A 21,203-nucleotide genomic window follows, 5' to 3' on the forward strand; every position below is an offset into this window, starting at 1 on the left:
AGTTGTAATACTCCTTTTGTCTTTTTCTGTTTTACACAAACTGAAAAGGATCTGTATTCGATTCGGAGACAAGAATGGTTAAATTTTCCTTATCCAAATGTTCCTTCAAATATGCTGCCGTAAATTGCTTCATTATTTTCTCAATATAGTGGCCGGCATCAATAACCCCAAGGCCCATAAGACTGGCTTCCTGCGCCATATGGAAAGTCATGTCTCCAGTAATGTAGACATCTGCTCCTTTTTTCTTTGCATGATGAATATACTTTTCACCACTACCGCCAAGAACAGCTACCTTCTGAATCTTTTTATTCAGGTCACCTGTAACGCGAAGAGCCGGAATATCAAGTGCTTTTTTTACATATTCACAAAAGCTATTTAGATCTGTTTTATTCTTCAAAGAACCAATTCTGCCAATCCCGTAGCGCTTCCCTTCATTTTCCAGCGGGAAAACATCATATGCCACTTCTTCATAGGGATGGGCAGCAACGATAGCATTTATCACCTTATGCAAGATTGCTTTAGGGACAATTGTTTCCATCTTCACTTCATTTACCAATTCTAACTCATTTTTTGCTCCAAGAAATGGCTGACTACCTTCTAACGGTTTAAAAGTTCCCTGTCCTTTTGACTGAAATGTACAATGGCTATAGTTACCAATATGTCCAGCGCCACTTTCACCGAATGCCTCTCTTACCTCATCAATATGTGTTTCTGGAACATATACCGCTACTTTATACAGCTTTTCTCTGTCTGTCTCTACTAGCATATCATTTTCTTCCAATTCTAGTGCGTCAGTTAGCATATCATTCACACCACCAGGAGCAATATCCAAATTGGTGTGTGTTGCATAAACAGAGATATGATTTTCTAGCAATTTCTGAATAACTCTTCCTTGCGGTGTGTCTATATTAACCTGTTTTATGGGTTTAAACAAGAATGGATGATGTGCGATGATCAGATTTGCTCCCTTTTCAATTGCTTCATCTACAACATTTTCCATTACATCAAGTGTGATAAGAACTTTTGTTACAGGATTATGATAGGAACCAATTTGTAATCCAACATTATCCCAGTCATAGGCAAGTTCCTTTGGAGCCCATTGTTCCATAAGCTGAAAAACATCTGAATTAGTTACGTTGTTCTTCATCCTGTAATTCCTCCTTAATCCATAATAATTCTTTTTCAAATCGTTCAATTTTTTCGTTATCGACATTACTCGCTTCTTTCATTTGATTAATAATTCTTGATAGCTTCTTATATTCTGATTGCCATTTCTCATGAAATATATCAGTTTTATTTTTCAACAATATAGGGCCAAACAGTAACTGTCTTTCTAGTTGCTTTTTCGTATAAGGATCTATAAGTTCATCCGTTCCTTTTTTATCTGCTACAATTATTTCATAACGATGTCCATTTTCTTCCATAATAGTTTCATCGATAACAATAAACCCTTCTTTTAAAAGCCATCTGCGTACATTACGCTCATCCACATTCGGTTGGGCAATAATTCGTTGTACACTTGATAATTTGGATTTTCCTTCATCCAAAATTGTCTTAATTAAGGAGCCTCCCATACCCGCTATTACAACCTGCTTAATATCTGTATCGTCATCCAGCACCTCTAACCCATTACCAAGTCTTACATCAATGCGATTGGAAAGTTGATAGGCCTCTACAGTTGATTTTGCGCTATTAAATGGACCTATATTGACTTCACCTGCTACAGCCTTTGCTTTTTGATCACGTAAGCATACATAGCATGGCAGATAAGCATGGTCGGAACCAATATCAGCAAAATGAGCTCCTTCCGGAAGAAATGAGGAAACCTTCTTTAAACGTTCTGATAGTTTTAATGTATTTATCATCGTATTCTCCTTTTAGAGGATGTTTAAACACCTCTAGAATTTGAATCTACCTAAAGTCATATTTCTAAAAGCAAATTCCTATGTAAAAAAGAAAAGCTTTCTGTTTTAGCAGAAAGCTTAGACTTCATCTTACTCATTCATTATTTTTGTTCACTAAGCCATTCAGAAAGGGCTGTTAGCTCTTCACCAGCAACTTGGGATTGTGCTGGCATCGAACCGATACCATTTTGAATGATGTCTGCAATCTCATCAGCAGAATGAGTGGATCCTACAGTTGTTAAAGCAGGTCCCATTCCACCAGATAAGTCACCACCATGGCACGCCGCGCAGTTTGCCTGAAAAACTGCTTCAGGGTCTCCGCCTGTAGTTTCCCCTTCTTGTGATTCTTCTGTTTGTTCAGATCCGCCCTCTTCAGCAACTTGAATATCTGCACGCTGATTCAAGCCGACAAATGAAATAATGACTACTGTTAGTACCCCTAAAATTGCAATAATTGCATACGGTACAACTGGGTTTCTTCTCATTTGTAGTTCCTCCTTATGTACTCCCCATTATATATTTATACATACATTATATAGTTTACTCGAAAATTGGTTTTTTTTAAAGGAATAAGTTATAAATATAGAAAACCAGTATACAGCAAAGTAAATATTATCGCTAAAATACTAATTATTTGTAGATATTTTATTTTTCTTTGCTTACTTACTATAAACCAATAGATAAAATTACTAATTAAAACTGTAATTTGTAGCATATTACTATCCAGGATTAATTTCGAGATAAACGTAGTAAATAATAGCAATACTAATAGTGACGCAATAAGCGGTACGTGTAAATAAGGATGCCCAATTTTACGAAAATAATTCATTATCCATACTAAATAGCTAAAGAATAACAGTAAAATGCCGAGTTGCAAAACGGAAGCAAATTCAGTAAAATATAAGACAAGAAGTGAAAACGGTATCATGAGCAATGATAATATTAAATGTGTTACATCTAATACTGTCCATTGTCTTATTTTAATATTGTTATCCGCCTCTTCTGAGAAGGCTTCACCATTTGTGTATAATGCAAGAAGATAATCACAGTAGGTTTCAGGAAGCAAGCGGTTTTCTTTCCAATACTTAATTTCTTTAACAATAACAGCGATTCGTTCTGCCGCCAAAAGTATCACCCCTATGCAGGATGGATAGGATGGAAGCCAGGATAGTCATCATTCACAGTACTTGCGAATAATGACCACACCTATCAGTCCAAAAAGTCCTTTAATCGTTTGCTACGGCTTGGATGTCTTAATTTTCTAAGTGCTTTTGCTTCGATTTGACGGATGCGTTCTCTTGTTACACCAAAGACTTTACCAACTTCTTCGAGTGTTCTTGTACGCCCATCGTCAAGGCCAAAGCGAAGACGCAAAACATTTTCTTCTCTATCCGTTAAAGTATCCAACACGTCTTCAAGCTGCTCTTTCAATAGCTCATATGCAGCATGATCGGATGGAGATACCGCCTCCTGGTCCTCGATAAAATCTCCTAAGTGTGAGTCGTCCTCTTCCCCAATAGGAGTCTCAAGTGAAACAGGTTCTTGGGCAATCTTTAAAATGTCACGAACCTTATCAGGACTAAGCTCCATCTCTTCACCAATTTCTTCTGGTGTTGGTTCACGGCCTAAATCCTGCAATAAGGAACGCTGCACCCGTATTAATTTATTAATCGTTTCTACCATATGAACAGGAATCCGGATAGTTCTAGCTTGGTCAGCTATTGCTCGTGTGATTGCTTGTCTAATCCACCATGTTGCATACGTACTGAATTTAAAGCCTTTACGATAGTCAAATTTTTCGACAGCCTTAATCAGACCCATGTTACCTTCCTGAATTAAATCAAGGAAAAGCATACCTCGACCTACATAGCGTTTTGCGATACTTACAACTAGACGCAAGTTAGCTTCTGCTAAGCGACGTTTTGCTTCTTCATCGCCTTCTTCAATTCTTGATGCGAGCTCAATTTCTTCAGCAGCCGATAATAGGTTTACTCTTCCGATTTCCTTTAAATACATACGAACAGGATCATTTATTTTAATTCCTAAAGGAACACTTAAGTCGTTTAAATTAAATTCCTCTTCTTTTGCGATCTCCTGCATGTTTGGATCTTCATCAGATTCACCAATCACTTCTACACCTTGTTCTTCCAGGTACTCATAGAATTCATCCATCTGATCGGATTCAATATCAAAGTTGGATAAACGGTCTGCCACCTCTTCATAGGCTAACGTACCGCGTTTTTTACCCATTTCAACAAGCTTTTCCTTTGCTTGGTCAAGCGTCATTTCAGTTTCCTTTGTTTGCGAAGGCTTCTTGTCGGTCATGAGTCCCCCTCCTTCTTGACTAATTAGATAATTAATTTGTATTTTTCAATTGCTTTTGAAGATTAATGATTTGCATTGCTATTTGAGCTGCTTTTAAGGGATCATTTTGCTGCTCAGCAATCTTTTGCTGCTCTTTCAGTGATTTGATATTAACAGAGTCATTCGATTCATGTTGAATAATCCGAATGTAATCATTAATTTCCTTATCACTTATTTCTTCTCTTATCGGTGTCATAGCGATCTCTGCTACAAGCTGTTTCAAACGGTCATCATGAAGCCTTTCAATAAATAAGCTCATATCAGCCGAATGTCCTTCTTCATAATAAGCATATAAATAGGTGGCAATAATTTTATAGTCATCAACATTAAATCTTGCACCTAATTCATTTTGTACCCTCTCTGTAATATGAGAGTTCTGCAACATATATGCTATTAATTTTTTCTCTGCGTTATAAAAAGCTGGAAGAAGTTTCTTACTACGTTGTTTGAATGCTGTGTTATTAGTATATCTGTTCTTTCCCGGCTTATCCTCAAGCTTTTCTTGTTTATGCCTGTAGCCTTGCATTTCCGCTGATAAAGTTTCAATAGAAATCTGATGTGCTTCGCTCAATTCATTTAAATAATATTCCCTTTCAATAGGGCTCTCAATCATGGCAAGCTCTTTCAATATATTTTCTATATAGGATATGCGGTCCCCTTCCAAATTTAGATTATAATCTTTTTGGAGGTAGCGCATATAGAAACTCATATACGTGTCACTTGCTTTTATGACCTGATTCATAAAAGCCTCTGATCCATGCTTTTTAATAAAGCTGTCAGGATCCATATCTTCATCAAGGTTTGCTACTTTTATTGCACAGCCAACACTTCGTAATAAATTCGCAGCCTTATATGTTGCTGCTTGACCCGCTTTGTCACCATCGTAGCAAATAACGACCGTATCAACATAACGATTTAAAAGTTTTGCCTGAGGTTCGGTCAACGATGTTCCAAGTGTGGCCACTACGTTTTTCACCCCAGCTTGATATGCTGAAATGACATCCATATACCCTTCAAATAAAACAACTTCATTTTGCTTGCGAATATGTTTTTTGGCTAAGTCAAAATTATATAGTAGCTTGCCTTTTTGAAATAGCTCGCTCTCGGGACTGTTTAAATATTTCGGCTGCTCATCTGTTATCGAGCGCCCACCGAAAGCTACAGTTTTTCCAATATGATTTCGGATTGGAAAAATTACTCTTCCTCTGAATCGGTCCGTAACCCGATTGTTATCGAGCTCGGAAATAATGCCAGCTTTTACTAATAATTGTTGCTGAAATCCTTTTTTAGCAAGAAATTCCGCAATGAAGTCTTGTGCATTAGGTGCAAACCCTAACTGAAAGGCTTCAATTGTTTCGTCATCCATTCCTCTTTCCTTCAGATAGTGATACCCTTCTTTTCCATCCTTTGTAAAGCGTAAAAGGTGATGATAAAGCTTACGTAGCCAGTCATACGCCGATAAAACATTCTGGCTTTCTAAAGACATTGATGATTCCTTATTCATCCCACTATCTGGAAGCGTAATCCCACTTCTATCGGCGAGGAATTTCAAAGCCTCATAGAAGGAAAAACTCTCGATCTCCATCATGAAAGTTATAGCATTCCCACCTTTACTACATCCAAAACAATGAAAAATCTGTTTTTCCTGAGTTACCGTAAAAGATGGTGTTTTCTCTCCATGAAATGGACATAAACCGACGTAGTTTCTACCTTGCTTCTTTAATTGTACGTACTCGCCAACAACATCTAAAATGTCATTGGACTTTCTAATCTCTTCAATAACCTCTTCTGGTATTTGATTGGCCATATTAACCACCATACTATACTAATATTCGTGACGGATTAAAAAAATCCTTCATGTTTCGACATTTTTTTCTTCAAAACCGAAAAAAATTACCCTCTGTTACGATCGGTAAGTCTAAGAAGGTCATTTCCATCTACTCCATATTTAATTACTATTGTACCTCCTGCAGCTAAAATATAAACTAACGAATAACCAACTATTGAGATTTTAACAATAGTAGAGCTATCTTTAATAAAGTAATTCTACATAATCACCCTAAAATCCTTCTTGTTAATGAATGTTTTATTTTTCAGAATAACAGTAGAGGATAGCTTTTTTACGTATATGTTTACACAAAGATTTATTATAATACATTTTATAAAAGATATCTATTATAATGACTTATTTTCCTAAGAACAGAAAACATTCTGCTCGTGTATAGGAGCAGAACGTTTTGCATAATCCAATTCAATTATTTTTGAATCATACGCATGATAAGATTCGCAGTTTCTTCTACTGCTTTGTGGGAAACATCTATTACTGGACATTTAATCTTGTTAATTACCTTATCAAAATAATCAAGCTCTTGATGAATACGATCCATATTTGCATATGTCGCTTGATCACCTAATCCTAAAGCCTTTAACCTTTCTTTTCGAATGCCATTTAATTTGTCAGCAGTGATACGAAGTCCAATACATTTCGCTGGGTCAACTTCAAATAATTCTTCTGGAGGGTCAACCTCAGGCACAATCGGTACATTAGCCACCTTAATGCGTTTATGTGCTAAATACTGAGATAATGGTGTTTTGGATGTACGAGAGACACCAACTAAAATAATATCTGCACGAGCTATCCCCCGGGGATCTCTTCCATCATCATATTTTACAGCAAACTCAATTGCTTCTATCTTTTTAAAGTAGTCCTCATCAAGCTTATGTATCAGTCCTGCTTCCTGTCGGGGACTTTTATCAAATACACGCTCCATTGCTTCAAGTGTTGGTCCCATTATATCAATAGCTTCTACTTGCATTAACTTTGATCGTTCGTTCAAATAGTTTCTTAACTCAGGATCAACAAGTGTAAACCCAATCATTCCTCTTTTTTCTTTCGCGATTTGCAGGAATTCATCGATTGTTTCTTTATCCTCAACATATGGTACACGCTGTATTTTGTAATCCCCATTCGTAAACTGACTTAGACCTGCCTTTACCACTAATTCAGCAGTTTCCCCCACAGAGTCAGATAATACAAAAACAATTGGTTGAGTATTCATTACGACAACTCTCCTCCATCCCTTTTGAAGTTTTCTTACACATGGTCACCTATTGTTAACTCTACTAATGCTTTTGTCATTGTCGTCTTCGTCACTCTGCCCACGACCTCAAGCCCCGCATCTATTTCTTTAACAACTGGCAATCCATCAATTTGTCTTGTTATCAATTTTTGAGCAGCATCAATTAGCAGGTCATCTTTTCGACATACTGCAATATTTGGCATCCTTGTCATGATTATATGTACAGGGACAGCACTTAAATTCTGTTGCCCAATACTTGCTCGCAACAAGTCTTTGCGGGATAGTACTCCTGTTAAACAGGAGTTATCATCTACAACAAATAATGTTCCGACATCTTCAAGAAACATGGTTGATATGGCGTCATATACAGACACACTATCCTTGACAACGACAGGTACTTGTAAAAATTCATGTACTTTGAATTTTTTTATTTTCTCTGTAAGTAATTCCGAACCAGTTTTCCCCGTATAAAAATAACCGACACGCGGGCGGGCGTCTAAGTACCCGGCCATGGTTAGGATTGCTAAATCCGGTCTCAAGGTAGCTCGTGTCAAATTTAATCGATCTGCAATATGTTCTCCTGTAATTGGACCGTTACCTTTAACTATTTCAATGATTTGTTCCTGTCTTTTGGATAATTCCACCTTTTCACCACCCGAAAACAATATGTCATACTATTTCTTTATATTATATAGCAAAAAGGGAAAATACGTTATACTTTTGATTACGTCCAGCTACAGCGCTAAAGCTGTAGCGAGACTTCCCTTACCTCCGTACGATAAAGAAGACTTGCCGACTGGCTAAGACATGAGGCCTAGTCGCACTTATACCCTTGCGGTGAAAGTCAACATCGCCTCTTGGTAAAGGATGGCCGACTAAAACCAGGCTGCGCCTAACGTCGGCATACCCCTAATGGGGCATGTTTCCTTTATCTTCTACGTAGGAATGTTCGACTCGTCGAACCACCCCAAAGTTCGGGGCGCAGTCCGTACGTCGCTAACCGGGCGCTTCCGCTCTTGTGCTTAAAAGTGCTGTTTCCATTGTATTAATCGTAGATCAGCATATTCTTTAATCAACATAGAAAGTACATTGATAAGCGAAAGACGATTCGTACGTATATCCTCTTCATCTGCCATTACCATATTATTGTCAAAGAATGTATGGATTGGAATAGCTAATTCCTCTAAGCCTGCTAATGCCTTAACCGCATTTTTTTGCTTATTGTACGTATTGAATGTGTCGCGAACCACGTTATATTGCGAAAATAGAGCTACTTCAGATTCTGTTTGAAATAGTTCTGTGCGTACAGTTGTACCCTCTGCTTTATCAGATAAATTAAGGGCTCGAACTAATGCCTCTTGGATATGCTTAAAGTTTTCATCATTACGCTTTTCAGATAAAAGTTTTGCCTTTGCAATTGTATAATCAAAGTTTCCTATTGCGCGATGTACAACCGCATTAATCACATCCTGCTCGACATTTAATTCTTTAAGCAAATAAGATGCGCGAAGTTGGAAAAATTCTTTAAGCTCTATCGCTACCTTTTCTTGGTTTTCCAGCTCGATATCTAATGTTTGATATAAAGAAGTAACAATCTCTAGCAGGGTTTCCAGTGAAATATCCCATTTTCTATCAGCTATGATACGTAATACACCTGTTGCTTGTCTGCGAAGTCCATACGGATCCTGGGAACCCGTTGGAACTAAACCTATAGAGATACAGCCCACAATTGTATCCAGCTTATCGGCAATACTTACTATCGAACCAATTAATGTTTTAGGAAGCTCTCCATTTGCTTGCTTTGGTAAATAATGCTCGCGTATTGTTTCAGCAACAAGTGAATCCTCACCAAAATGAAGTGCGTATTTTTCGCCAATAATTCCCTGTAGTTCAGTAAATTCATTAACCATATTTGTCATAAGATCAAATTTACTTATTGTTGCAGCTCTTACTACTTTTTCCTTTTGATCACCATCGAGTCCAATTAAATCTGTTATCTTTGTACTTATATGAACAACTCGCTCCACTTTATCATGAATCGTTCCTAATTCTTTCTGGAAAACAACACGTTCTAATTTTTTCTGATAAAAATCAATGGATTGTTTAAGGTCTTCTTCCAAGAAAAACTCTGCATCTGCTAATCGTGCACGGAGAACTTTTTCATTTCCTCGAATTACAGTCGCAAGTTCATGTACATCTCCATTGCGAACCCCAACAAAACGTGCTAATAATTGCCCGTCTGTAGCTGTTACAGGAAAATACCGTTGGTGTTCTTTCATAGAAGTAATGAGAACCTCTGATGGTAAATTCAGAAAACCTTCTTCAAATGCCCCTATGAATACTGTTGGATATTCAACAAGGTTCCTTACTTCATTTAGTAAATCAGCGTCAACCGGAATCAACAGATTATTGGCCTCTTCCAGTGTTTTAATACCTTCAATAATCATTTCCTCACGTTTTTTAGGATTTACAATTACATAATTGTCAAGCAAGGAAGACTCGTATTCAGAAGCTGTAGCTAAACGGATCTCTTTCCCTAAGAAACGATGACCATATGTTATATTGCTTGTTTGTACGCTAGTGATTTCAAACGGAATAACTTCGCTCCCGAATAATGCAACAAGCCAACGAATCGGACGGGCATAACGAAGTGTTTCTTTTGCCCAGCGCATATTTTTGCCAAATTGAATCGACTCTAGTATTGCTTTGAAATCAGGAAGCAATTCTTGAACAGGCTTCCCCTCGATATGCTTTTTCACAAAAATATAGGATATACCTTTAATCTCTTTCGTATAAATATCGTCAGGTGTTTTCCCTTGGCCTCTTGTAAAACCAATAGCTGCTTTTGTCCAATCGCCATTTTCATCTTTAGCGATTTTCTCAGCAGGCCCCTTAGCTTCTTCCTCAATTGTTGTTTGGAATTCTTCCATTTCGTGAATATAGACAGCTAAACGTCTCGGTGTTGCAAATGAAGTAATCGAGCCGAAAGGAATTCGAAGTCCTTTTAACCACGCTTCTGTTTTTGATAATAATTGCTGCTCTGCATCATCGATAAATCGTGCAGGTAGCTCTTCTAGTCCGATTTCAAATAATACATCTCTTGCCATTTAATTTTCCTCCTTTTCAAGCATTGGAAATCCTAACTTCTCACGTTCTGCAACATAGGTTTTGGCGATACTGCGGGCTAAGTTGCGGATTCGTGAGATGTAACCAGTCCGTTCAGTCACAGATATAACACCTTTGGCATCAAGTAAGTTAAAGGTATGCGAACATTTTAAAACATAATCATATGCAGGAAATACAAGTCCTTTATTCATCGTGCTCTCTGCTTCTTTCTCATACATAGAAAACAGCTGGAAGAGCATTTCAGTATCAGATTCTTCAAACGTATATTTGGAATGCTCGAACTCCGGCTGATAAAAGATATCACGCACCGTTACACCGTTATTCCATTCTAAATCAAACACATTTTCCTTATCTTGGATGTAGGAAGCAAGACGTTCAATTCCATAAGTTATTTCGACGGTTACTGGATTTGCTTCAAGTCCACCGATTTGCTGGAAATATGTGAATTGGGTTATTTCCATACCATCAAGCCATACTTCCCAACCGAGTCCAGCAGCACCTAATGTGGGATTTTCCCAATTATCCTCGACAAAGCGAATATCATGTTCAAGCGGATTAATTCCAAGCTTTACTAAAGAATCTAAGTAGAGTTGTTGAATATTAGCTGGAGATGGCTTCATAATCACTTGAAATTGATGATGCTGATACAAACGGTTTGGATTTTCACCATATCGTCCATCTGCAGGCCTTCTTGATGGCTCTACATAAGCAACATTCCATGGTTCTGGTCCAAGACTGCGTAATAATGTCATTGGTGACATCGTTCCTGCTCCTTTTTCCGTATCATACGCTTGCATCAAAATACAATTTTGATCTGACCAATGCTTTTGTAATGTTAAAATCATTTCTTGGATATTCATTAAAATTTACCTCCAGATTCATTAATCTTAAAACGTTAAAAAACCGTCCCTATGTCTACATGTTATAGACATAGGGACGGTTTTTACCGCGGTTCCACCCTATTTGCTCCATATAATTGCGTGTTCAAAAAAGGATGAATAGCAAGCCTGCAAGCTTCCACAAGTTGTGATGACTTCGATACTCGACACAGAACGTGTTGATAGTTTCGTCTTAGTCAAAGATCAACACCCTTATGTTGTGTCATTTTCATCTGCCTTTTTGAACAATCTGTATTAGAGCCACTTTATTTTCTTTGCTCAGGAGTTCCTTTCCCAGACATCTAGTTATCCAGCTCACACTATCCTGGACTCGCTTTAAATAGAATTGGAACTGGTACTTATCTCCATCTTCGCAAATCATTATTTAATATTGAAATATGTAAAAATCATACTTTATCCTTTTCATTCTGTCAATCGTTAGCTACATTAATTTGTCAAGCTGTGTTAGAAATTTCCTTGTTTTTAAATAAAATCCACCATATTGATCATAATATGCATTTAATAAATTTCGAAGAAGCTCCTTATTTTCTGGCTTGATGGAGATAGTTCCGATACGTTCTAAACCAACTGATGAAAACATAAAAAGTAATTTAGCGATCGTATCTGGAAGCCCGATTGCCTCCCCATCAATGTACCTGCAGCGGGTACAGAGCATTCCACCTTCAGCAATTGAAAATGCGAATGGCATTTGTCGATTGCCACAATTGGTACAACGGTCAACAGTAGGAGCAAATCCTCCTTTTTCGAATAACTTCAACTCATACATCATTAATGGTATCTCGGCCTCTTCATTTTCAGATATCCAAGTCATGGTTTGAACAAATTGATCAAACAGGTATGGATCTGGACTTTTTTCATCCAGTAATTTATCTGTAAGCTCTGTCATATAAGCTGCATAAGCGGTTTTAACAATATCCTCCCGAATTGGACGAAAGGAATTAACGATTTCTCCTTGCTGAATCGTGCTCAAGCCTTGATTCACATATACAAATAGTTGAGCGCGTATAAACGGCTGTATAACCGCAGCCATCCTACTTTTTGGTTTTTTAGCTCCTCTAGCAAGCGCTGTGAATTTTCCAATGTTTTTACTAAGGATTGTTACAAGCTTATGGGTTTCTCCATAATCCCTTGTTTTAATGATGATTCCATCTATTTTCTCTAGCACACAGCTTCACCCTTTTTCTTGTACAAAAAGAACCACAGATGCAGATTATTTCATCTCCTCCTATGAAGATGAAAGCTTCGGTTAAGATTATTGATTATTGCTTCTCATTGGTGGAATGGTTCTGTCAGCCTATTTACTCACACAACCATTCCTTCAGTTCAAACCTTCATGGTATTCGATAATGTTATATTTTTGCATCTAGTGTTACTTCTGTTTCAGTCTGTCCAAACTCTTGTTGCGATGTTGCATTTTCTATTTCCTTTAATAATAAATAGGTTTCAATGTTTCCTGTCTGACTAAATATTTTCCACGTTAGTTCGATCACAAGAAACCCCACCTTTCTTTAATGTTTAATGAAAATGTAACTTACTATTTAGAGTGGCACTTTAGCTGAAATTCATTAGTATTAAAAATTACCAAGTTTAAAGGTTGTTCAAAATGCCCGGTAAAAATGACACGTCAAGTGCTGAAAATCTGCAACGTCAGATGCATTATTAGTGTTGCTATGGAGATTGCAACCATAACAGACCTCAGTCCTTTTTATCCTCTTTTCGAGTATTTATTTAGTACTCATCACTGCGATAGCCATATTCAAGCAGTTGACTTTGTCTATTCCGCCAATCTTTCTTAACCTTAACCCAAAGCTCTAAGTATACTTTAGAGCCCAGTAAAGCTTCAATATCTTTCCTGGCATTTTTCCCAATATTTTTAAGCATACTTCCTTGCTTACCAATTAAAATACCCTTTTGTGTGCTTCTTTCTGTAATAATTGTTGCTTGAACGAGCAGCTTCTCTTGCTCTCTTTTTTCGATATTTTCAATTGCAACTGCAATCGAATGAGGTACCTCTTCTTTTGTTAAATGCAATACTTTTTCCCGAATTAGTTCAGCAATAATAAAGCGTTCCGGATGGTCGGTTACTTGATCTTCTGGATAGTATTGAGGACCTTCAGGTATGTGACTTTTCAGAACATCGACTAAATGATTTACATTGTTTCCTTCCAAGGCAGAAATTGGAATAATTTCTTCAAATTTACACTTATCTTTATACTGATCAATCAATGCCAGTAATTCATCGGGATGAACCAAATCTATCTTATTAATGATTAAGAAGATTGGGCTATTTACTTTTTGCAAACGATCTAGAATATACTGATCACCTTTTCCATAACCTTCCTTTGCATTAATCATAAACAAAACAGCATCCACTTCATTAAGTGTACTTTCTGCTACGTTTACCATAAAATCGCCCAGTCGATGCTTCGGTTTATGAATCCCCGGGGTATCGATAAATATAAGCTGTGCATCCTCCGTTGTAAGCACACCTTGGATTTTATTTCTGGTTGTCTGTGCCTTATCACTCATAATAGCAATCTTTTGCCCTATAACACGATTCATAAATGTTGACTTACCAACATTGGGTCTTCCAATTATTGTAATAAATCCTGATTTAAACTGATGATTTGTTTCCATGCTGTGTCCTCCGCGACGATTTCTTTGATATGTGATTCTTTACATTATAATACTACAAATAATGCAAGCTTTCATTCAATCGACAAAAGCTTTAAAAAGATTATCTTTTCACCTAAAGTACCACAATAAATTCCAAATGCAAAGATTAACATAAAAATATGTAAACTTAACCTTCTCTTACCCGTATTATATGAAAGTAAAACACGCCAAAAAGAAGAGGCTGGGGCAAAAGTATTTTAACATAGGAAAAATACGAACAACCAACTCTAGAAATACACTTCACACATTTAGAGGTAACTGGTGAGCCCCCTGTGCTATCGCACTTCGGTGTCTCACCTATCACCTTCTCTCTCGCAGAAGTCTATGTCACTAAGTTTGTGCACGGTTCGCCTTTAAAGTTAAACACTTTCGTTATATCCCGGCCTCTTCTAGAAAAAATTATACAATTTTGGCAAAAATATAAGCAATCCAATAACCGCAGCAATAATAGCGGCAATTAATACAGCACCAGCAGCAACATCTTTTATTATTTTAGCTGCAGGATGTATCTCCGGTCTTAAGTAATCAATAAGCTTCTCAATAGCGGTATTCGTTACCTCTGCCATAAGTACCAGTCCAATGGTTAGAACAATAATAGCCCACTCTACCATTGTTAGCTTAAATAGAAACCCGGCAGTTATTGTCAATAACGTTGCTAACAAATGTATTCTAAAATTACGTTCTGTTTGCGCGATCTCCTTGATCCCGTTCCAGGCATAATTAAATCCAATTTTACGTTTCTTATCTTTCAATTCCGAACGCACCTAGTATTTCTTCTTGTCTTTTAAACATTTTCGCTTCATCTGATTTATTCATATGGTCATATCCCAACAAGTGCAAGAAACCGTGTAGCGTCAAAAATGCAAGTTCTCTTTCATAGGAATGCTCATATTCGGTTGCTTGCTCCTTCGCCTTATCTACGGAAATAACTATATCTCCAAGTGCTAACGGCATATCCTCACCAACTATTTCAATCTCCCCTTCAACCGATTCCTGCATCGCAAAAGAAATAACATCGGTAGGTGCATCTTTCCCGCGATAATTACGGTTAAGCGCTTGGATCTCTTTATTATCAACGAAATTAACGGACATTTCCGCTTCTTTAGATATACCCTCTTTGTCAGCTGCGAATTGAAGTAAACGTTCTAATAAATCAACATAGTCACTTGTCACAGTATTTGTTTCATCATGAAAATCAATGTACATTATTTTGCCTCCTTCGATGGATATTGAATTCTGGAATGAAATATTCCTTTTAACGATTCAATAATGGTTCGGTGAATAACATGTAGCTCCTTTAATGTTAAAGGACTTTCATCTAATTGTCCATCAGCGAGTCGACTCTTTACGATGGAGGCTACGATATCTTCAATTTTTTCGGTTGTAGGCTCTTCTAAGGATCGGACTGCTGCTTCAACCGAGTCACAAATACAAATAATAGCTGCTTCTTTTGTTTGCGGCTTAGGTCCCGGATACCTAAAAACGGATTCTTCCACATCCGGATTCTTTTCCTTCTCCTTATAATAGAAGAATTTCAATAAGGATGTGCCATGGTGTTGTTTGGCAATATCAATAATTTCTTTAGGCATTTTATGCTTATTTAACAATTCAGCTCCGTCATATGGGTGTCGTATAATAATCTCGGCACTTTTTTTCGGATCGATAAAATCATGGGGATTCCGAACAGATAATTGATTCTCTATAAAATAATGTGGTCGGGCCGTTTTACCTAAGTCATGATAATAGGCACCAACTCTAGCCAGCAATCCGTTTGCACCAATCGCTTCACAAGCTGTTTCGCTTATGTTTGCAACCATAACTGAATGATGGTAAGTTCCAGGTGATTCTGTTAATAATTTTTTCAAAAGTGGTTGATTTGGATTAGAAAGCTGTAATAATTTTATATCTGAAAGAATTCCAAGTATCGTTTCGAAAAATGGAAGTAAACCAATAGCTAATACTGTTGCTAGAATTGCTGACGTTAGTCCGAAGCTTGTATGTACAAAAAGGTCAAACCAGGAATATTTTTCAAAGGAAAGAAATAAAAATAGTAATACAGTAACAATATTGACAAGAGCTACCCCAAGCCCAGTCTTTAAAATGGTTAGTCTATCCTTCACATTCATTAAAAAGATAATCCCAGCTAATTGACTGACAAGGAAGTAAATCCCAGCTTCCACATTTAAAGAACCTGCTATTTGCCCATTAAATATAACACTTCCTAAAATAGCATAAAGTATAGACATCACAATAGCTAATCTTTCATTGATTAACATTTTAATTAGTATAACCCCCGTGGCAATTGGGGTAACGAAAAAAAGCTGGTTGGACTGTGTTGTATAAACACTAATTATCTTCATTAAAGAAACGACAATCATGCTAATAAAAAAGATTGCAAGCATTTTTTCCAAGCTCCATTTATTTTGCTTGGATAGGTGATGCATCTCTATAGTTATAAAGCTGCAAATCATGATAATAAGCAATGCAAGCCCGATTACTGGATAAATATTACTCTGCTCGTCCAGCAATCCAACAAGATCCAGCTTTTCATAAATTTCATTCGTTATCGTTTGTCCTTCTCTAACAATTACCTCACCAGCACGAATCATAGCTGGATCAACACTGCTTGCAGCCTCTTTTCTTGCCTCTGAGGTTTTTTCCACATCAAAAAAAGAATTTTCAACCACAGCAAAATTTGTGAGCTCCATTAATGGTTCCTTCAACGTTTCTTCTATATCCGCGTATTCAATATACTGATTGACATTTGCCTTTGCAGTTTCCAAATTCTCTGTACGTACACCATTGTTTAATGTTTCCTCAAGTGCTTCTGCCAGTATCTCTTTTCCCGCATCCAATTCGTCTTCACTGAATTGTAAAAGGTGGATTAATGTACCGTCTTTTACAGAGTTGCTTATTTCATCAGATAAAATTTGCTTTAATTGGATTACTTTTTCTTGATCTGTAAGAGGTGCAGGTGTTTCCTCTTCATCACGCCTACCTTCACTTTCTTCTTCTAGTTTGAAAATACCGTCAAATATTTCCTCCACAAAACTTACTTGCTCCATCGTAACTTCATTGGATATGCTATATCTATCTTGCACAGATTGGACGGTCTCCCTTGTTTTCCGTTCCGTTTCTTGTTCATTCTCAATTGTGATAGGAGAACGAATCGTTTCACTTGCATTACTGAATCGTTCAATATCGTAGATTTCTGTTTGAACATTATTTAGCGTTATAAAAAAGAAAAAGACACCTAATAAAACTACTGGTAATAATATGAATAGCCAACTATGTTTTTTCCCTAACGACTCGAGCTTTTTACTTATCCGCTCTTTCATTCGTATCACCCCAATTTATCACGCATCAACGTACTGTATCTCCGCTCTAATTTTAGAAACCAAATATGTAAAGGCCGGGGGAAACAGTCCAGTGAATTCCTTATTCTGTTTAATGGTCTTTAGCTCATTCCCTTGTATTTCTAACAAGCAATGGGGAGGAAAGTGAAACGCTACTTTACGGGGTTTCACTTTATGAAGCATCTATACAGAAATAAGACCCGTATAGCCTAGGGTCTTTCCTGTTTTATTCTATTTCTAGTTTTCAGTTTCATATGCTGCAATGATACGTTGAACTAGTGGATGCCTTACAACATCCGTTTGATTCAAATGTATCAATGAGATTCCCTCTATAGAAGCTAATAGCTGCTGTGCAATATGCAAACCCGATTTAACCCCTTTAGGCAAATCAATTTGGGTAATATCACCAGTGATAACCATTTTTGAGCCAAAGCCCAATCTGGTTAAAAACATCTTCATTTGGGCTGGTGTTGTATTTTGCGCTTCATCTAAAATAACGAATGCATCATCCAGCGTCCGTCCACGCATGTAAGCAAGTGGCGCAATTTCAATTGTCTCTCTCTCGATCAAACGCTGTGTATGTTCCGCCCCTAACACATCATGAAGGGCATCATATAGAGGACGTAAATAAGGATCTACTTTTTCCTTTAAGTCCCCAGGTAAAAATCCGAGGCTCTCACCAGCTTCTACAGCCGGGCGTGTTAGAATAATTCGTTTAACAAGTCCATTTTTTAATGCATGCACTGCCATTACTACAGCGAGATATGTTTTACCGGTTCCGGCTGGACCGATTCCAAAGACAAGGTCATTCGCCTTAATCGCAGCGATATAGTTTTTTTGACCAAGCGTTTTTACACGAATTGATTTGCCTTTTACATTTTTCGTAATTTCGTCTTCGAAAAGCGCTTCTAGTTGTTTAATTTCACCTTTTTTTGCTAAGTCAACAGCGTAAACGACATCTCGTTCAGAAATGGTTTGCCCTTTTCTAATAACCGATAAAAGAGTGAGAAGAATTTCTTGGACAAGCGCAATCGCTTCCTCCGAACCAGAAACTCGAACAGCTTCTCCACGAGATACGATGGACACGTTTAAAAGATTTTCTAGCTGCTTCAGATGCTTATCGTTTATGCCGAATAATGCGAGCGCTTCATTCGTACCTGTTAAATGCAATTCAATTTCAATTAAGTTACCTGGCATAATCAGTCTCCTTGATTTAATGGTTCTACTCTTACAATATTTTCTTCAACTGAAACAAATAGGGTTAAGTTTACTTTACCATGCTCGATACTTTCATGCAAAACTTTTTCAGACAATATTGTTGCCTCAGCACCTAGTTCATTTTGTAGTTGAATAATAGCTTGATCAATTCCTGCTTCAATAGCTTCTTCTTTTGTTCGGCTCACTTTATTATACGTCTTCTCACTTAAAATGGTTTCAACAATTTCTATCGGGAGCTCCCATTTAAAAAAACGTAGGTTATTACCATTTGATTCTCGATGAATTTCTTTATAATCAGGCTCTCCAAATCCCCAAATTGGTAACTGAAATTCTCCTGTTTTAAGATAATATTTCTTTTTTTGGTTTCCTGTTATCTCTTCATAATTAAATTCAAGCGGTACCGTAACGGAAACCTCATACCAGGTATTTGCTGTAATTTCAGCTTCAGCAGCCACTAGCTCTTTAGCTTGTTCCTGTCGTTCTTCCGATTCATTTTCTTCGTCTTCTACCACTTGTCCTTTCAATATTCCAGAAACCAAGAGATCACCAGGTTCCACATAATCATTCACTTGTACATGAGAGGTTCCTTTTGATACATATAAATTTGTAATAACGCCTTTTTTCGCAGCAACTAAATTTCGGGGTTGTTTTGGATCCGATTCTTCAACGACAACCTTTTCTACTCCCTCTAAATAGAAGGTTGTCCCTTTTTGATCCACGCCAGCCCAAAGAAGTTCAGGCACATCCTTCATTAGTTTTTGTTGAATCGCTGTTGGAGGATCCAGGGAGAAAAGCCAAGCCCCTGGATGAATTCCGTAACTAACTAACTGCTTGTCTATCTTTTCTTCAATATCTTTTGGAACACCACTAATTTTAACTTCCCAAATAATATTCGATAAAAAAAAGAAGAGAAGTACACTGAAAAATAACCCAAGTACCAATGGCTTCTTTTTTAAAAATCGTCTAATTAAAAATGGATAACCGTTCTTACCAGTAAACGTAATTTTATAAATTGTTTTCCTTCTGATATGTTTCATTTGTTTGATATCGGAGAGCTTTATATTACCTTCACATAAATCGGTGTCTCTTTTTTTTACATCCCAAACTGAAATTCCAGCATTCGCACATTTTTGAAAAAACATCTCAGGAGCTGTACCTTTTACTAGAATTGTTACATAGCCAGTTACTACTTTACTATTTAAATGCTTCAATTGTATCCTCCTCTTGTTCAAGGCTTTAGTTTCCTAAGAATTTCACTTCAGAAATAGTTCCTTCGAGTAATATTTCTTTAGGAAGCATCATTTTTAGCACAAAGGAAGTACCCCTAATTTGAACATAGCCATTATTGGTTTTTAACTTTAGTTCATTTTCGGAATATACAGCCAAGCCTTGATGGTTTTCAATGTATATGTGTATGTTTCCAATTACCGTAATTCTAGGCATTTCAAGGATTATATCAGAAGGAAGAGAGAATTGTTCTGTTAACAAGGTGCGTAATCTTTGTTGCCATTTAGCCAATGATGATCCCCCCTCACATACATATGTATGAAGGTGCTTAATACATAAGAACAAAATGCTTGATAAAAAAGTGGGTTTTATGTGGTCTGATGATTTATATAAAATATAAACTTCACACTAATGTGCATTGAGGAATTGTGGATTTATCCGCTGTGGAAACACTACGCCAGAATGGGCTCACTGATTTTCACTAACATAGTTGATTGAAACAGAAACAGTACTTTTCACTAACTAGTCCGGATGAGGCTTCAGACACCTGCCCACGGAAAGCATTCGCCCGTAGCAATCTCGGAGGGGTATTATTGCACATATTTGTAAGTTTCGTCGCAGTTTCCTTGCAAATGAGATAAAATCATAAAAAACCACTGCTATATAAGCAATTAAGCTTATGTAGCAGTGGTTAAGATTCAACTTATTTGATTCGATCGTCTAAAACATTTTTATATGACTTTTTAGCTCTCGGTGGTCCTAGTATTTCAGACATGATAATGCCATTAACTAATCCTTTTGCACCAAGATTGCCAACTACTTGTTTCTTCAGTCTTTCTTGTTTTTTACTTGTTTCCTTCTCAGGCTCAAGTAAAATACTTCCACTATCCGCCTGTGACTTCAAATCCTCAATTTTTGAATTTGAAATAGTGCTATACTTACTAGCCAGCTTCTCCATTTGCTGCTTTTGCTGCTCTGCAATTGAGGCAGTTGAAACCGTATCTCGTGATCTTTCTTCACGATATACTCTTTGCTCTGCTACAGGCTGCGGCTTGCGTTCTGGAGTTCGAGTTCCTTCTGACACTGTTCTTCCCGGCCTTTGTGGAGGTGCTTTTTTCTTCTCTTTTTCTTGTTGTTTCTGCTTCTCATTCGAGTTGTTAAAAAAGCCGATAATCCCTGAAATAATAATGATAATTATGAAGAGGTTATCGAAAATCCAGCCCATCAGACCCCTCCTTCAATTTCATGATCCAGCTCCAGTGCCCAGCGACTAGCCTTCGTAGGAATGTTCGACTCGTCGAACCACCCCAAGTTCGGGGCGCAGTCCGTACGTCGCTAACCGGGCACTTCCGC

The 21,203-nt window shown here is 37.3% G+C and carries 20 protein-coding genes; all 20 read right to left on the bottom strand.

Annotation, left to right across the window (positions count from 1 at the left end):
* Positions 1 to 31: 31 nt before the first annotated feature.
* Positions 32 to 1,147 carry a Nif3-like dinuclear metal center hexameric protein gene (locus NYE61_RS03075; RefSeq protein WP_095307023.1) on the bottom strand — a complete coding sequence of 372 codons (1,116 nt, stop codon included), beginning with the start codon at positions 1,145 to 1,147 and terminating at the stop codon, positions 32 to 34.
* Positions 1,128 to 1,865 (bottom strand): tRNA (adenine(22)-N(1))-methyltransferase TrmK, encoded by a 738-nt coding sequence (locus NYE61_RS03080; protein ID WP_095307024.1) that lies wholly within the window; start codon positions 1,863 to 1,865, stop codon positions 1,128 to 1,130. Before NYE61_RS03080 ends, NYE61_RS03075 begins: the two co-directional genes overlap by 20 nt.
* Positions 1,866 to 2,005: 140 nt before the next feature.
* The gene (gene cccA, locus NYE61_RS03085; RefSeq protein ID WP_095307025.1) at positions 2,006 to 2,389 is read right to left on the bottom strand and encodes a cytochrome c550; all 384 of its coding nucleotides are present in this window, start codon (positions 2,387 to 2,389) and stop codon (positions 2,006 to 2,008) included.
* A gap of 89 nt (positions 2,390 to 2,478) precedes the next feature.
* Positions 2,479 to 3,030 carry a hypothetical protein gene (locus NYE61_RS03090; protein WP_095307026.1) on the bottom strand — a complete coding sequence of 184 codons (552 nt, stop codon included), beginning with the start codon at positions 3,028 to 3,030 and terminating at the stop codon, positions 2,479 to 2,481.
* Positions 3,031 to 3,113: 83 nt separating this feature from the next.
* Entirely contained in the window at positions 3,114 to 4,229 is a 1,116-nt protein-coding gene (gene rpoD / locus NYE61_RS03095; RefSeq protein WP_095307028.1) for an RNA polymerase sigma factor RpoD, read from the bottom strand.
* Positions 4,230 to 4,260: 31 nt separating this feature from the next.
* Entirely contained in the window at positions 4,261 to 6,075 is a 1,815-nt protein-coding gene (gene dnaG / locus NYE61_RS03100) for a DNA primase (protein ID WP_095307029.1), read from the bottom strand.
* Between the two features lie 448 nt (positions 6,076 to 6,523).
* The gene (locus NYE61_RS03105; protein WP_095307030.1) at positions 6,524 to 7,327 is read right to left on the bottom strand and encodes a pyruvate, water dikinase regulatory protein; all 804 of its coding nucleotides are present in this window, start codon (positions 7,325 to 7,327) and stop codon (positions 6,524 to 6,526) included.
* Between the two features lie 35 nt (positions 7,328 to 7,362).
* A complete protein-coding gene (locus NYE61_RS03110) occupies positions 7,363 to 7,992 on the bottom strand; it encodes a helix-turn-helix transcriptional regulator (RefSeq protein WP_095307031.1) in 630 nt (209 codons plus the stop codon).
* Positions 7,993 to 8,370: 378 nt separating this feature from the next.
* Positions 8,371 to 10,455: a glycine--tRNA ligase subunit beta gene (gene glyS / locus NYE61_RS03115; RefSeq protein WP_303447242.1), complete on the bottom strand. Its 2,085-nt coding sequence runs from the start codon at positions 10,453 to 10,455 to the stop codon at positions 8,371 to 8,373.
* Positions 10,456 to 11,334, bottom strand: a complete 879-nt coding sequence (glyQ, locus tag NYE61_RS03120) for a glycine--tRNA ligase subunit alpha (RefSeq protein ID WP_095307033.1) — start codon at positions 11,332 to 11,334, stop codon at positions 10,456 to 10,458.
* A gap of 460 nt (positions 11,335 to 11,794) precedes the next feature.
* The gene (gene recO, locus NYE61_RS03125) at positions 11,795 to 12,538 is read right to left on the bottom strand and encodes a DNA repair protein RecO (protein WP_095307034.1); all 744 of its coding nucleotides are present in this window, start codon (positions 12,536 to 12,538) and stop codon (positions 11,795 to 11,797) included.
* Between the two features lie 184 nt (positions 12,539 to 12,722).
* Positions 12,723 to 12,863 carry a YqzL family protein gene (locus NYE61_RS03130; RefSeq protein ID WP_095307036.1) on the bottom strand — a complete coding sequence of 47 codons (141 nt, stop codon included), beginning with the start codon at positions 12,861 to 12,863 and terminating at the stop codon, positions 12,723 to 12,725.
* Positions 12,864 to 13,101: 238 nt separating this feature from the next.
* Positions 13,102 to 14,010: a GTPase Era gene (gene era, locus NYE61_RS03135; protein ID WP_095307037.1), complete on the bottom strand. Its 909-nt coding sequence runs from the start codon at positions 14,008 to 14,010 to the stop codon at positions 13,102 to 13,104.
* Positions 14,011 to 14,438: 428 nt separating this feature from the next.
* Positions 14,439 to 14,801, bottom strand: coding sequence for a diacylglycerol kinase family protein (locus NYE61_RS03140; protein WP_240033759.1), 363 nt, complete (start codon positions 14,799 to 14,801; stop codon positions 14,439 to 14,441).
* Positions 14,791 to 15,255 (bottom strand): rRNA maturation RNase YbeY, encoded by a 465-nt coding sequence (gene ybeY, locus NYE61_RS03145; protein WP_095307039.1) that lies wholly within the window; start codon positions 15,253 to 15,255, stop codon positions 14,791 to 14,793. The genes NYE61_RS03140 and ybeY overlap by 11 nt, the downstream gene beginning before the upstream one ends.
* Positions 15,255 to 17,387, bottom strand: a complete 2,133-nt coding sequence (locus NYE61_RS03150) for an HD family phosphohydrolase (RefSeq protein WP_303447246.1) — start codon at positions 17,385 to 17,387, stop codon at positions 15,255 to 15,257. The genes ybeY and NYE61_RS03150 overlap by 1 nt, the downstream gene beginning before the upstream one ends.
* Positions 17,388 to 17,642: 255 nt before the next feature.
* Entirely contained in the window at positions 17,643 to 18,602 is a 960-nt protein-coding gene (locus NYE61_RS03155) for a PhoH family protein (RefSeq protein WP_095307041.1), read from the bottom strand.
* A gap of 2 nt (positions 18,603 to 18,604) precedes the next feature.
* Positions 18,605 to 19,834, bottom strand: coding sequence for a sporulation protein YqfD (yqfD, locus tag NYE61_RS03160; protein WP_303447250.1), 1,230 nt, complete (start codon positions 19,832 to 19,834; stop codon positions 18,605 to 18,607).
* A 25-nt stretch (positions 19,835 to 19,859) separates the two neighbouring features.
* On the bottom strand, positions 19,860 to 20,141 hold the full coding sequence (gene yqfC, locus NYE61_RS03165) for a sporulation protein YqfC (RefSeq protein WP_095307044.1): 282 nt from the start codon (positions 20,139 to 20,141) through the stop codon (positions 19,860 to 19,862).
* A gap of 412 nt (positions 20,142 to 20,553) precedes the next feature.
* On the bottom strand, positions 20,554 to 21,075 hold the full coding sequence (locus NYE61_RS03170; RefSeq protein WP_095307045.1) for a hypothetical protein: 522 nt from the start codon (positions 21,073 to 21,075) through the stop codon (positions 20,554 to 20,556).
* Positions 21,076 to 21,203 lie beyond the last annotated feature (128 nt).

The sequence above is a fragment of the Oceanobacillus sp. FSL W7-1304 genome, from assembly GCF_037969805.1.
GTDB classification, from domain to species: Bacteria; Bacillota; Bacilli; order Bacillales; family Amphibacillaceae; genus Oceanobacillus; species Oceanobacillus profundus.